Source organism: Enterobacter cloacae complex sp. SHL001 (assembly GCF_049236825.1).
GTDB lineage: Bacteria > Pseudomonadota > Gammaproteobacteria > Enterobacterales > Enterobacteriaceae > Enterobacter > Enterobacter hormaechei_C.
In genome coordinates, this window is the sequence record NZ_JBMKIP010000007.1 from 129,063 (window position 1) to 142,558 (window position 13,496).

A 13,496-nucleotide genomic window follows, 5' to 3' on the forward strand; every position below is an offset into this window, starting at 1 on the left:
CGAAGAAAAAGTCACAGAAACAGGTTTATCGCGGACGCGCGTAGATGAAATTTACACTTACCCTTATCGACTGGCAGGCAAGAGCGCCAGGACTCAGCGATGCCGACGAATGGCAGGCATGGTCACGCCGGTCTGACGCCATCGATCCCGCTGCACCGCTGGCGAAACTGACCGATCTGCCGATGATGACCGCCCGCCGCCTGAATTCAGGCAGCAGGCTGGCCGTCGATCTTGGCCTGATGATGCTGCGCAAACACCGCATCGATGCCGTCGTCTACAGCAGCCGTCATGGGGAGCTGGAGCGCAATTTCCGTATTCTCCAGGCCCTGGCGGCAGAACAGCCCGTTTCCCCCACCGATTTTGCCATGTCGGTACACAACTCGGCGGTCGGCAATCTCACTATCACCGCGCGTCAGCCTGTTGTCTCTTCGTCGGTTTCCGCCGGTATGGATACCTTCCAGCAGAGCTTGTGCGACGTGCTGAGCCTGCTGCATGCGGGCTACTCCCGCGTGTTGCTGGTGGATTTCGACGGTCTGCTGCCTGATTTTTATCACGCCGGGCTGCCGCCGCAGATGCCCGTCTGGCCCTACGCGCTGGCGCTGGTGATTGAGGCCGGAAATACGCTCAGCTGTGAAACGCACGTCAACCGCACGCCTGAAGAGCCCGCGCTGCCGCAAAGCCTCCAGTTCCTGCGCCATTACCTGCGGGACGAGCGCCAGTTTACCCTGCCGGGCGAGCGCCTGCTGTGGCAATGGACGCGCCAATGAGAGGGTTACGTTCCCGCCTCGATCGGGTATGGCGGATGCTGATGACCGGATTGTGCTTCGTCCTGTTCGGCCTCGGCGGGCTGACGCTGTCGCTGGTGTGGTTTAACCTGCTGCTGATTTTCCAGCGCGACCGCACTCAACGTCGCCGCCTGGCACGCCGCACTATTTCTGCCAGTTTTCGCCTGTTCCTCGCGGTGGTACGCGGTGCAGGGGTACTGGATTACCGTTTCAACAACCTGGACGTTCTGCGCGCCGAGCGGGGCTGTCTGGTGATTGCGAATCATCCCTCGCTGCTGGACTACGTTCTGCTGGCGTCGGTGATGAACGAAACCGACTGTCTGGTGAAAAGCGCGTTGCTGCGTAACCCGTTCGTCAGCGGCGTGATCCGCGCGGCTGACTATCTGATTAACAGCGAAGCCGACACGCTGCTTGCCGCAAGCCAGCTGCGTCTGGCCCAGGGCGACACCCTGCTTATCTTCCCCGAAGGCACCCGCACCCGGGTGGGGGAAGCCATGACCCTGCAACGTGGGGCGGCGAATATCGCCGTTCGCTGCAACAGCGCCGTGCGCGTGGTGGTGATCCACTGTAGTGAACGGATGCTGGATAAACAGAGCAGCTGGTATAACGTGCCCCCCAACAAACCTGTTTTCACCGTGGATGTTCGCGAACGCATCAACATTCATGATTTTTATGATGCGAGTCAGCACGAACCCGCGCTGGCAGCAAGGCAGTTAAACCGGCATATGCAGCATCAGTTAACAACCGGTCTTCAATCTTTGTCAGGAACGAAAGATGCAAGCGCTCTATCTTGAAATTAAGAATCTCATTATCTCTACGCTGAATCTGGAAGAACTTACCCCAGAGGATATTGATACAGACGCCGCGCTCTTTGGCGACGGCCTCGGTCTGGACTCAATCGACGCCCTTGAGCTAGGGCTGGCGGTAAAAAATCAGTACGGCGTAGTGCTTTCTGCCGAAAGTGACGAGATGCGTCAGCACTTCTATTCCGTTGCCACGCTCGCGGCTTTTATCCATCAACAACGCGCCTGAGAATGACCGCTATGACAGAACAACAAACGATTTATCAGGAAGTCTCTGCGCTTCTTATTACGCTGTTTGAAATCGCCCCGGAGGATATTACCCCTGAGGCACGTCTTTACGAGGATCTGGACCTCGACAGCATTGATGCCGTCGATATGGTGGTGCACCTGCAAAAGAAAACGGGACATAAAATCAAGCCCGAAACCTTCAAAGCGGTGCGCACGGTGCAGGACGTCGTGGACGTTGTGGAACAGCTTCAGCGCGACGCGTAACGTGTGTTCGATTCCAGTTCTTCCCGCCCTGACGGGGCTGATGCTGCTGGCATGGCCGTTTTTGATCGGCTTCGGGCTGGCGAATAATAGCCTGCACGGGATACTGCCCGTGATGGCGCTGGTGCTGCTGTTGCGCGTCTGCCAGGCCCGTCGGCAGGGCGGCCCCCTGCGTTATCTGTTCGTGAGCGTGGCGCTGGCCGGCATAGCGCTTTGCGCGGCGAGCTACGTCCTGCACGCTCACCAGTGGGTGCTGTTATATCCGGTGGTGGTGAATCTGGTGATGCTGGTGGTGTTTGGCGGTTCGCTGTGGACGGCAATGCCTGTCGTTGAACGGCTGGCGCGCCTGCGTGAACCGGATCTCTCCCCCGTCGGGGTACGTTACACGCGCCGGGTTACCCAGGTCTGGTGCGGCTTTTTTATTATCAACGGGGCGATCGCGCTGTTTACCGTATTACACGCCGATATCCGTCTGTGGACGCTGTGGAATGGGATGATTGCCTATCTCCTGATGGGCACGCTGATGGCTGGCGAGTGGCTGGTGCGACAACGGGTGATGAAAAACGATGCTTAACCCTCTTCCGCTTAGCCAGTGGCTCAGTGCGCCCCGCCCTGACAACACCCCTGTCGCCTGGCAGGACGACCGCCTCTGGACGCTTGGCGATCTGCGCCACGACGTCACTCAGCTGGTCGACACGCTGCGTCGTGAAGATGGCGAACGCTGGGCGTTGTGCATCGAAAACGGTTATCTGTTTATTGTCGCGCTGCTGGCGACGCTGCATGCGGGTAAAACGCCGGTCCTCCCCGGGCACAGCCGGGCGGCGCAGCTTAACGAACAGCGGGCGCTGTTCAGCGGCGTCCTGAGCGACACCACGCTCGATTTTCAGGGGCGACAGCTGCGGGTGGCTTCCGCGCAGCGGGCAGGCCATCCCTTTTCACCGCTGCCAGCCATCGGTGAGACGCGCACGATCGAGCTTTACACCTCCGGCTCGACCGGCACGCCGCAGCGGGTAAGTAAGCCGGTGGTCAGCCTTGATCGTGAGGCTCGTCTGCTGGCGGCGCATTTTGGCGAGCGCCTGGCGGGCTGTCACGTCGTGGCTTCCGTGGTGCTGCACCACCTGTATGGCCTGACGTTTCGTGTTGTCTTACCCATGGCGCTCGGCCTGCCGCTGCATGCCAGCCTGCTCAACTATGCCGAGCAGCTCTCTGCCCTTCCCGACGATAAACGCTACCTTTTCATCAGCAGTCCGGCGTTTCTCAAGCGGCTGGACGCGTCGCTGACGCCGCCCCCCGTCAACCTGCTCGTCTCCGCCGGCGGCGCGCTGCCCTGGCAGGAGGTCGCCGCGGTTCAGGCCTGGCTCAACGTCTGGCCGGATGAAATATACGGCAGCACGGAAACGGGCGTAATGGCCTGGCGCTACCGTCAGGAGGAAAGCACGCGCTGGCAGCCTTTTCCCGGCGTGACGTTTCACGGCGATCGCGTGACGTCGCCGCTGATCCCCGAGGCGGAGGGAATCGTGCTGGATGATATCCTGCACTTCACGGCTGACGGGCAGTTCAGCCTCGTCGGGCGTCGTGGTCGGGTGGTCAAAATTGAAGATAAGCGCATTTCACTCGATGACATTGAGCACCGCCTGCTGGCGCTGGACGGCATCCGGGAGGCCGCCGCGCTGACGGTGACGCGCGGCGGGCGTCAGGGCATTGGCGTATTGCTGGTGCTGAATGAAGCGGTGCGTCAGCAACACGAACAGAGCAAAACAGCGCAGGAGCTCGCCTGGCGACGCGCCCTTCGCCCCTGGCTTGAACCGGTTGCCGTACCGCGCTACTGGCGGATCGTTGATGAAATCCCGGTCAACAGCATGAACAAGCGCGTGACTGCGCAGCTACAGGAGTTGTTTCATGAAGATCCCTGAAATCGGGCGCCTCCAGCCCGATCCACAGCATCTGGAGATAACCTTTTATCTTGATCCTGACCTGCTCTGGTTTAAGGGACATTTCGCCGTACAGCCGCTGCTGCCGGGCGTGGCGCAGCTGGACTGGGTGATGCATTACGCCGCCGCGCTGGCGTCGGGCTACCGTTTTCACAGTATTCAGAACGTGAAGTTCGCCGCCCCGCTGTTGCCGGAGAACACGGTCACGCTGCTCCTTGCCTGGCAGCCTGAACGCCAGTTGCTGACCTTTAGCTACCAGCGCCATGCGGGTAACCAGCGCCACACCGCCAGCAGCGGGAAGATTCGCTTATGTCAGTAACCTTCCGTCCCTGCGTGCTGATCCCCTGCTACAACCACGGGGCGATGATGGCTTCGGTGCTGGCGCGCCTGGCACCTTTCGATCTGCCCTGTCTGGTGGTGGACGACGGCAGCGATGAAACCACGCGCCGCACGCTTGAAGCGCTGGCGGCGGATCGTCCGCAGATGACACTGCTGCGGCTGGCCGAAAACAGCGGCAAAGGCGCGGCGGTGATGCAGGGGCTGAAAGCCTGCGCCGATCGCGGCTTCACCCACGCCGTTCAGGTGGACGCTGACGGCCAGCACGCTATCGAGGACATTCCCAAACTGCTGGCGCTGGCCGGGCGTCATCCCGATGCGCTCATTTCCGGGCAGCCCGTTTACGATGACTCAATCCCCCGTTCGCGCCTGTACGGGCGCTGGATAACGCACGTCTGGGTCTGGATTGAAACCCTCTCCCTGCAACTGAAAGACAGTATGTGCGGGTTTCGCGTTTACCCGATAGCCCCGGTTCTGCGCCTTGCAGCAACCACGCCGCTCGGCAGGCGAATGGATTTTGATACCGAAGTGATGGTGCGCCTCTACTGGCAGGGCAACACCAGCTATTTTCTGCCCACCCGCGTAACCTATCCGCCGGACGGGGTATCCCATTTCGATGCCCTGAAAGACAACGTGCGCATCTCGTTGATGCATACCCGTCTGTTTCTCGGCATGCTGCCGCGCATTCCTTCCCTGCTGATGCGTCGCCGCTCGCAGCACTGGGCGCAGCAGCAGGAGGTGAAAGGATTATGGGGCATGCGCCTGATGCTGCGCGTCTGGCAGCTGCTGGGGCGAAAGGCGTTTACCGCCCTGCTGTGGCCGGTTACCGCCGTCTACTGGCTGACCGCCCGCGCTGCGCGTCAGGCGTCGCAGCAGTGGCTGACGCGGGTTAAAACGGTGATGGCACAGCGGCAAATGCCGCAACCCGCGCGGCTTAACAGTTTTTCCCACTTCCTGCGCTTCGGTCATGCCATGCTGAATAAAGTGGCCAGCTGGCGCGGCGAAATGAAACTCCATCGCGATCTGGTCTTTGCGCCAGGCGCGCAGGAGGCGCTGGGGCTCGACGATCCTCAGGGCAAACTGCTGCTCGCGTCGCATCTTGGCGATGTGGAAGCCTGCCGGGCGCTGGCCCAGCGCGAAGGGGCGAAAACCATCAACGCGCTGGTCTTCAGCGACAACGCCAGACGCTTTAAGCAGGTGATGGAGGAGATGGCGCCGCAGGCGGGCATTCACCTGATGCCGGTCACCGACATTGGCCCGGAGACTGCGATCCTCATTAAAGAGAAGCTGGATCGCGGCGAATGGGTGGCGATCGTGGGCGATCGCATCGCCGTCACCCCGCAGCGCGGCGGTAGCTGGCGGGTGATATGGAGCGAATTTATGGGCCAGCCCGCGCCGTTCCCGCAGGGGCCGTTTATCCTGGCGTCCATTTTGCGCTGCCCGGTGGTGCTGATTTTTGCCCTCTGTCAGCAGGGAAAGCTGACCCTGCACTGCGAGCCGTTTGCCGACCCGCTGCTGCTGCCGCGCGGCGAACGCCAGCAGGCGCTACAGCAGACCGTCGACCGCTATGCGCAGCGGCTGGAGCATTACGCGCTCTTGTCGCCGCTCGACTGGTTTAATTTTTTCGATTTCTGGCTGCTGCCAGAGGTCAACGAGAAGGAGTAAAGGGTGCTGACCGATCCCCGCTTTACGGCTGAAGTTGAAATCACCGTTCCGTTCCACGACGTCGATATGATGGGCGTGGTGTGGCACGGCAACTACTTCCGCTACTTTGAGATTGCCCGCGAAGCGCTGCTCAACCAGTTTGATTACGGCTATCGCCAGATGAAAGCGTCCGGCTACGTCTGGCCGGTGGTGGATACCCGAGTGAAATACCGCGACGCGGTGACCTTCGAGCAGCGCATTCGCGTCCGCGCCCACATTGAAGAGGTTGAAAACCGTCTGCGCATCGCCTATCAAATCTTCGACTCGCAAACCGGGAAACGCACCACCACCGGCTACACCATTCAGGTGGCGGTGGAAGAAGCAAGCCGGGAGATGTGCTTTGTCAGCCCGGCCATTCTGTTCGAACGCATGGGGATCGCGCCATGAAATGGATAACGCTACTCGCGCTGCTGGTAAGCCCGCTGGTGAACGCGATCACGCTGGATGAACTGCAACAGCGGTTTGCGGAGCAACCAGTGGTACGCGCACACTTCGAACAGATCCGCACGATCAAGGATATGCCTCAGCCCCTGCGCTCGCAGGGGGAGATGCTGATCGCCCGTGACAATGGCCTGCTGTGGGATCAAAAAGCGCCGTTCCCGATGACGCTGCTGCTGGATGACAAACGGATGGTGCAGATCGTCAACGGTCAGTCGCCGCAGACCATTACCGCCGACACTAACCCGCAGATGTTCCAGTTCAACCATCTGCTGCGGGCGCTGTTCCAGGCCGACCGCAAGGTGCTGGAAGAGAACTTCCGCGTCGATTTCAAAGATCTGGGTGAAGGCCGCTGGTCACTGGTGCTGACGCCCGTCACCACGCCGCTGGACAAGATTTTCTCCACCCTTGATTTGAAGGGCGCGATCTATCTGGAATCCATTCGCCTGAACGATAAGCAGGGCGACACGACGGATATCGCCCTCTCCCGCCACCAACTGACGCCCGCCCGCCTGACCGATGCAGAACGCCAGCGCTTTGCCGCACCGTAACGCCCTGCGCCCGGCGCTGCTGTGGGCCGCGGTATGCCTGATCCTGCTGGGCGTGCTGCTGTCGCTGCTGCCCGGCGCGCGGCTGAACAGCAGCGTGCTCGCCATGCTGCCGAAACAGACGCTCGGCGCGATCCCTCCCGCTCTCAACGACGGATTTATGCAGCGCCTCGACCGCCAGCTCATCTGGCTGGTCAGCCCCGGCAAACAGCCGGACCCGCGCGTGGCGCAGCAGTGGTTAACCCTGCTGCAACGCAGCCAGGCGCTGAGTGTCGTAAAAGGTCCGCTGGATGCCGCCGGGCAACAGGCCTGGGGAGATTTCTTCTGGCAACACCGCAATGGCCTGGTCGATCCGGCCACCCGCGCCCGCCTGCAAAACGGCGGTCAAGCACAGGCCCAGTGGATCCTGTCCCAGCTCTACTCCGCCTTTTCCGGCGTGAGCGGCAAGGAGCTGCAAAACGATCCGCTGATGCTGATGCGCGGCGCGCAGCTCGCGCTGGCGAAAAACAGCCAGAAGATGCAGCTGATGGACGGCTGGCTGGTGACAAAAGATGCGGCCGGGAACTACTGGTATCTGCTGCACGGCGAGCTGGCGGGCTCATCGTTTGATATGCAGCAAACCCACCAGCTGGTGACCACCCTTAACGCGTTGCAGCAGACGCTGAAAAGCCAGTATCCACAGGCGCAGCTGCTCTCGCGCGGGACGGTGTTCTACAGCGATTACGCCAGCCAGCAGGCTAAAAACGATATTTCCACGCTTGGCGTCGCCACGGTGCTCGGGGTGATCCTGCTGATTGTGTCGGTGTTTCGCTCCGTGCGTCCGCTGCTGCTGAGCCTGCTCTCCATTGCCATCGGCGCGCTGGCGGGGACGGTCGTGACGCTGCTGCTGTTCGGTGAACTGCACCTGATGACGCTGGTGATGAGCATGAGCATCATCGGCATCTCGGCGGACTATACGATTTACTACCTCACGGAGCGGATGGTGCACGGCGCGGAACACTCGCCCTGGCAAAGCCTGGCGAAAGTACGTAACGCGCTGCTGCTGGCGCTGCTGACCACCGTCGTGGCGTATCTCTTCATGATGCTGGCCCCCTTCCCCGGCATTCGTCAGATGGCGGTGTTCGCCGCCGCAGGGCTGAGCGCCTCGTGCCTGACGGTAATGTTCTGGCATCCGTGGCTGTGCCGGGGCATGCCGGTCCGCCCGGTCCCCCTGAGAGGGATGATGCAGCGCTGGCTGAACGCCTGGCGCGACGGTAAAGCCCTCTCTGTCGGGCTGCCGGTAGCGCTGGCGCTGCTCTCCGCCATCGGGATCGCCAGCCTGCGGGTGGATGACGATATCGCCCGGCTTCAGGCGCTGCCGCAGGACATTCTGGCGCAGGAAAAAACCATCACCGCCCTGACCGGGCAAAATGTCGATCAGAAGTGGTTCGTGGTGTACGGCGCGTCGGCTCAGGAAACGCTGGAGCGGCTGGAGGCGTTTACCCCGGCGCTGGCGCAGGCGCAAAAAGCCGGTGAATTAACCCGCTGGCGCACCCTGCCGCTGAACTCGCTGGCGCGGCAGAACAGCGATCTGCATCTTCTGCGTAACGCCGCGCCGACGGTGATGAAAATGCTGCAAAGCACGGGGCTGAAGACCAGTGAACCGAACCTGAACGCCATGCCTGTCAGCGTGGAGGCGTGGCTCGCCAGCCCGGCCAGCGAGGGCTGGCGTTTGCTGTGGCTGACGCTGCCGGACGGCAAAAGCGGTGTGCTGGTCCCGGTCGATGGCGTCAGGAACAGCGCCGCGCTCGGCGAGCTGGCCGCCCGCCATCCCGGGGTCGTCTGGGTTGACCGTAAGGCCAGCTTCGACAGCCTGTTTGCGCTCTACCGCTCGCTGCTGACGGGGCTGCTGGGCGTGGCGCTGGCGGTGATTGCCTGCGGCGCGATGCTACGCCTCGGCTGGCGAAAAGGGCTGGTGGCGCTGGTGCCGTCCGTGCTGTCGCTGGCCGGCGGGCTGGCGGCGCTGGCCATGACGGGCCATCCGGTGAACCTGTTTTCCCTGCTGGCGCTGGTGCTGGTCCTCGGCATTGGCATTAACTACACGCTGTTTTTCAGCAACCCGCGCGGCACGCCGCTGACCTCCATGCTGGCGATTACCCTCGCCATGATGACTACCCTGCTGACGCTGGGGATGCTGGTGTTCAGCACCACTCAGGCCATCAGCAGCTTTGGCATTGTGCTGGTGAGCGGTATCTTCACCGCGTTCCTGCTCGCCCCGCTGGCGATGCCGTCTAACAAAGAGAACTTACCATGACCCGTTTCATTCGCCTGGCGGCAGTGATGATGGCCCTGTTGCTGGCGGGGTGTAGCCATACGACGAACCGCGATGACGCGCGCCCTCAGGCCTGGCTCCAGCCCGGCACCCGCGTCACGCTGCCCCCGCCGGGCATCACGCCTGCCATCCGCGCGCAGCAGTTGCTTACCGGCAGTTTTAAAGGCCAGACCCAGTCGCTGCTGGTGATGCTGAACGCCGACGGAGATAAAGTGACGCTTGCCGGCCTCTCCTCCGTCGGGATCCGCCTGTTCCTCGCCACCTACGACGACACCGGGATCCACACCGAGCAGTCGGTTGTGATGCCACAGCTGCCGCCCGCCAGCCAGGTGCTGGCCGACGTGATGCTGAGCCACTGGCCGCTCAGCGCCTGGCAGCAGCAGTTGCCGAAAGGCTGGACGCTGAACGATACTGACACCAGACGCGAACTGCGCAACCCCGAGGGCAAACTGGTCACAGAAATTGTCTACCTGAACCGTAACGGCAGGCGCGATCCGATTAGCATTGTGCAGCACGCTTTTCACTACCACATCACCATTCAATATCTGGGTGACTGAGATGATTTACCTTTCTGCCGTTGGCATGGTCAACGCGCTCGGCAACTCGGCTGATGAAATAGCGGCAAACCTGATCGCTGGCGTGGCCCCCGGGATGCGCCAGCGTGCGGGCTGGCTACAGGGCTTACCCGAGGCCGTGCTGGGGGGCGTGGAGGGTGAACTTCCCCCTGTCCCCGGGTCTTTTTCTGCCCATCGCAGCCGTAACAACCAGCTGCTGCTGGCGGCGCTGGCGCAAATCCGGCCCGCCGTCGATGCGGCCATTGCGCGCGTAGGGCGCGACCGCGTGGCGGTTGTGCTGGGCACCAGCACCTCCGGGCTGGACGAGGGTGATGAGTACGTGCGCCGCGCGCAAAACGGCGAGAGCAGCCCGCAGTGGCAATATCCGCAGCAGGAGCTGGGCGATCCGTCGCGCTTTCTCGCCCGCTGGCTTGCGCTGGACGGCCCGGCGTATACCATCTCAACCGCCTGCTCCTCCAGCGCGCGGGCGATCGTCAGCGGTCGTCGCCTGATTGACGCCGGGCTGGTGGACGTCGCCATCGTCGGCGGGGCCGACAGCCTGAGCCGCATGCCGGTCAACGGCTTCAACAGCCTGGAGTCCTTCTCCCCAACCCTGTGCGAACCGTTTGGCCGCCACCGTCGGGGGATCACCATTGGCGAAGCGGCGGCACTGATGGTGCTGACCCGCGAGCCGGGCGAGGTTGCGCTCCTGGGCGCGGGGGAATCCAGCGATGCGTACCATATTTCCGCCCCGCATCCGCAGGGCGAAGGGGCGATCCGCGCCATCAACCAGGCGCTGAACGAGGCGGGCATGACGGCGGCGGACGTCGGCTATATCAACCTGCACGGCACCGCTACGCCGCTGAACGATCGCATTGAGGCGCAGGTGATCCACGATCTCTTTGGCGACCGCGTGCCGTGCAGCTCCACGAAACATCTTACCGGCCACACGCTGGGCGCAGCGGGGATCACCGAGGCCGCCCTGAGCTGGCTGATCCTGACCCGAGACCTGCCGCTGCCGCCGCAGGATTTTTCCCGCTACGCGCCAGACGACACCCTGCCCGCCTTCGGCCTGCTGCACCAGAGCGCACCGCTGAATAAACCGGCGATCCTGTCAAACTCCTTTGCGTTTGGCGGCAACAACGCCAGCCTTCTGCTGGGGAGGGTATGATGCGCTACTTACCTCCCGGGGATTATCTTCCTCACGACACGCCGATGCTGCTGCTTGAGAGTGTGGAAAACGTCACCGATGACCGCGCCGTTTGCAGCGTGACGGTGAACGATCGGGGCGTTCTGGCTCCGTTCCTGGACGCGGACGGCAACCTGCCTGGCTGGTTTGCGCTGGAGCTGATGGCCCAGACCGTGGGCGTCTGGTCTGAATGGCACCGGATGCAAAAAGGGCTGCCGCACTGTGCGCTGGGCATGGTGCTGGGCGCGCGCGAGCTGGTGTGCGACGCAGGGCATTTTGCCGCAGGCAGCACGCTGATCATCACCATCGAACGTCTGATGCAGGATGAACGCTTTGGCAGCTTCGAGTGCGCCATTCATGCGGATAATGTCTCCCTCGCCACGGGCCGCGTGAACACCTTCCAGCCGAGCGAGGATGAATTAACCACACTTTTCAACCAGGGAACACCATCATGAGATCCGTACTGGTCACCGGCGCCAGCAAAGGCATTGGCCGCGCTATCGCCCTTCAGCTTGCGGCGGACGGTTTCACCGTCGGCGTGCATTACCATCGTGATGAAGCGGGCGCGCAGGAGACGCTGGAAGCGATTGTCCAGGCAGGCGGCGCGGGCCGTTTACTCACCTTCGACGTGAGCAACCGCGAGCAGTGCCGCACGGTGCTGGAACAGGAGATCGCTGACCACGGCGCGTGGTATGGCGTGGTCAGTAACGCCGGTATTACCCGCGACGGTGCGTTTCCGGCGCTCAGCGACGATGACTGGGACAGCGTGATCCACACCAATCTCGACAGTTTTTATAACGTCATTCATCCCTGCATTATGCCGATGATCGGCACCCGCAAGGGCGGGCGGATCATCACCCTGTCGTCGGTGTCAGGCATTATGGGCAACCGTGGGCAGGTGAACTACAGCGCGGCGAAAGCCGGGATCATCGGCGCCACCAAAGCGCTCGCCACCGAGCTGGCAAAACGCAAAATCACCGTCAACTGCATCGCGCCGGGGCTGATCGATACCGGCATGATCGAGATGGACGAAGCCGCGCTGCACGCGGCGATGTCGATGATCCCGATGCAGCGTATGGGCCAGGCCGAGGAGGTCGCCGGGCTGGCGAGTTACCTGATGTCGGATAAAGCAGGCTATGTGACGCGTCAGGTGATTTCGATTAACGGAGGCATGCTATGACCCGCCGGGTAGTGATTACGGGCATGGGCGGCGTCACCGCGTTCGGCGAGGACTGGCCGACCATCTCGCGCCGTCTGTGCGAGTATGAAAATGCGGTGCGTACCATGACGGAGTGGCAGGCGTATAACGGCCTGCAAACCCTGCTCGCCGCGCCGATTGAAGACTTCACTCTCCCCGCTCACTATACCCGTAAGCGCATTCGCGCCATGGGCCGGGTGTCGCTGCTCTCTACCCGCGCCACCGAGCTGGCGCTGGAGCAGGCGGGACTGATCGACGACGCGGTGCTGACCAACGGTCAGACCGGCATCGCCTACGGCTCGTCGACCGGCAGCACCGGGCCGGTCAGCGAGTTTGCCTCTATGCTCACCGAAAAGCACACCCACAACATCACCGGCACCACCTACGTGCAGATGATGCCGCACACCACGGCGGTGAATACCGGGCTGTTCTTTGGCCTGCGCGGACGGGTGATCCCCACCTCGAGCGCCTGTACCTCTGGCAGCCAGGCGATTGGCTACGCCTGGGAAGCGATTCGTCACGGCTACCAGACGGTGATGGTGGCAGGCGGCGCGGAAGAGCTGTGCCCGTCGGAAGCGGCGGTTTTCGATACCCTGTTTGCCACCAGCCAGCGTAACGACGCGCCAAAAACCACGCCGTCGCCGTTTGACGTTCAGCGCGATGGTCTGGTGATTGGCGAAGGGGCGGGCACGCTGGTGCTGGAAGCGCTGGATCACGCCAGAGCGCGCGGGGCGACAATCTATGGCGAGATCGTGGGCTTTGCCACCAACTGCGATGCGGCGCACATCACCCAGCCCCAGCGTGAAACCATGCAGGTGTGTATGGCGCAGTCGCTGGCGATGGCGGGCCTTGGCCCTCAGGAGATTGGCTACATTTCTGCCCACGGCACGGCAACCGATCGCGGGGACATCGCCGAGAGTCAGGCGACCGCCGCCATTTTCGGCGACAGCGTGCCCATCTCATCCTTAAAGAGTTATTTCGGCCATACCCTGGGTGCCTGCGGCGCACTGGAAGCCTTGCTGAGTCTGCACATGATGCGGGAGGGCTGGTTCACGCCAACGCTCAATTTAAGACAACCGGATGAGCAATGCGGCGCTTTAGATTATATTATGGGGGAAACCCGCCCGATTGATTGCGAATTTATTCAGAGCAATAACTTTGCCTTTGGCGGCATCAATACCTCGATAATCATTAAACGCTGGGCGTAACT

16 protein-coding genes are annotated in these 13,496 nt (G+C 62.2%); all 16 read left to right on the forward strand.

Annotation, left to right across the window (positions count from 1 at the left end; all coding sequences use genetic code 11):
* The first annotated feature begins 44 nt into the window (after positions 1–44).
* From ACOTYH_RS18290 to ACOTYH_RS18365, 16 genes are read left to right on the forward strand one after another with little or no spacing between them, the layout of a single operon-like run.
* Positions 45–767, forward strand: a complete 723-nt coding sequence (locus tag ACOTYH_RS18290; protein WP_421637859.1) for a beta-ketoacyl synthase chain length factor — start codon at positions 45–47, stop codon at positions 765–767.
* Complete coding sequence (locus tag ACOTYH_RS18295; protein WP_017384118.1) at positions 764–1,579, forward strand: lysophospholipid acyltransferase family protein; 816 nt, start codon at positions 764–766, stop codon at positions 1,577–1,579. Before ACOTYH_RS18290 ends, ACOTYH_RS18295 begins: the two co-directional genes overlap by 4 nt.
* Positions 1,560–1,817, forward strand: a complete 258-nt coding sequence (locus ACOTYH_RS18300; protein ID WP_003861263.1) for a phosphopantetheine-binding protein — start codon at positions 1,560–1,562, stop codon at positions 1,815–1,817. The genes ACOTYH_RS18295 and ACOTYH_RS18300 overlap by 20 nt, the downstream gene beginning before the upstream one ends.
* Positions 1,818–1,828: 11 nt before the next feature.
* Positions 1,829–2,080 carry an acyl carrier protein gene (locus ACOTYH_RS18305; protein ID WP_003861262.1) on the forward strand — a complete coding sequence of 84 codons (252 nt, stop codon included), beginning with the start codon at positions 1,829–1,831 and terminating at the stop codon, positions 2,078–2,080.
* Positions 2,052–2,651 carry a hypothetical protein gene (locus ACOTYH_RS18310; protein ID WP_045338653.1) on the forward strand — a complete coding sequence of 200 codons (600 nt, stop codon included), beginning with the start codon at positions 2,052–2,054 and terminating at the stop codon, positions 2,649–2,651. The genes ACOTYH_RS18305 and ACOTYH_RS18310 overlap by 29 nt, the downstream gene beginning before the upstream one ends.
* Positions 2,644–3,990, forward strand: coding sequence for an AMP-binding protein (locus ACOTYH_RS18315; RefSeq protein WP_047740737.1), 1,347 nt, complete (start codon positions 2,644–2,646; stop codon positions 3,988–3,990). The genes ACOTYH_RS18310 and ACOTYH_RS18315 overlap by 8 nt, the downstream gene beginning before the upstream one ends.
* Positions 3,977–4,327, forward strand: coding sequence for a hydroxymyristoyl-ACP dehydratase (locus ACOTYH_RS18320; protein ID WP_033488080.1), 351 nt, complete (start codon positions 3,977–3,979; stop codon positions 4,325–4,327). The genes ACOTYH_RS18315 and ACOTYH_RS18320 overlap by 14 nt, the downstream gene beginning before the upstream one ends.
* On the forward strand, positions 4,318–6,009 hold the full coding sequence (locus ACOTYH_RS18325) for a glycosyltransferase family 2 protein (RefSeq protein WP_421637860.1): 1,692 nt from the start codon (positions 4,318–4,320) through the stop codon (positions 6,007–6,009). Before ACOTYH_RS18320 ends, ACOTYH_RS18325 begins: the two co-directional genes overlap by 10 nt.
* Before the next feature lie 3 nt (positions 6,010–6,012).
* Positions 6,013–6,435: an acyl-CoA thioesterase gene (locus ACOTYH_RS18330; RefSeq protein ID WP_045344696.1), complete on the forward strand. Its 423-nt coding sequence runs from the start codon at positions 6,013–6,015 to the stop codon at positions 6,433–6,435.
* Positions 6,432–7,037: an outer membrane lipoprotein carrier protein LolA gene (locus ACOTYH_RS18335; protein ID WP_023295558.1), complete on the forward strand. Its 606-nt coding sequence runs from the start codon at positions 6,432–6,434 to the stop codon at positions 7,035–7,037. The genes ACOTYH_RS18330 and ACOTYH_RS18335 overlap by 4 nt, the downstream gene beginning before the upstream one ends.
* The gene (locus ACOTYH_RS18340) at positions 7,006–9,327 is read left to right on the forward strand and encodes an MMPL family transporter (protein WP_421637861.1); all 2,322 of its coding nucleotides are present in this window, start codon (positions 7,006–7,008) and stop codon (positions 9,325–9,327) included. Before ACOTYH_RS18335 ends, ACOTYH_RS18340 begins: the two co-directional genes overlap by 32 nt.
* Positions 9,324–9,902, forward strand: a complete 579-nt coding sequence (locus tag ACOTYH_RS18345) for a DUF3261 domain-containing protein (RefSeq protein WP_045338644.1) — start codon at positions 9,324–9,326, stop codon at positions 9,900–9,902. The genes ACOTYH_RS18340 and ACOTYH_RS18345 overlap by 4 nt, the downstream gene beginning before the upstream one ends.
* Position 9,903: 1 nt before the next feature.
* Positions 9,904–11,070, forward strand: a complete 1,167-nt coding sequence (locus ACOTYH_RS18350) for a beta-ketoacyl-[acyl-carrier-protein] synthase family protein (RefSeq protein ID WP_023304573.1) — start codon at positions 9,904–9,906, stop codon at positions 11,068–11,070.
* Entirely contained in the window at positions 11,067–11,543 is a 477-nt protein-coding gene (locus ACOTYH_RS18355) for a 3-hydroxy-fatty acyl-ACP dehydratase (protein ID WP_017693830.1), read from the forward strand. Before ACOTYH_RS18350 ends, ACOTYH_RS18355 begins: the two co-directional genes overlap by 4 nt.
* Positions 11,537–12,268: a 3-ketoacyl-ACP reductase FabG2 gene (locus tag ACOTYH_RS18360; RefSeq protein WP_026080665.1), complete on the forward strand. Its 732-nt coding sequence runs from the start codon at positions 11,537–11,539 to the stop codon at positions 12,266–12,268. Before ACOTYH_RS18355 ends, ACOTYH_RS18360 begins: the two co-directional genes overlap by 7 nt.
* Positions 12,265–13,494 (forward strand): beta-ketoacyl-ACP synthase, encoded by a 1,230-nt coding sequence (locus ACOTYH_RS18365; protein WP_421637862.1) that lies wholly within the window; start codon positions 12,265–12,267, stop codon positions 13,492–13,494. The genes ACOTYH_RS18360 and ACOTYH_RS18365 overlap by 4 nt, the downstream gene beginning before the upstream one ends.
* Positions 13,495–13,496 lie beyond the last annotated feature (2 nt).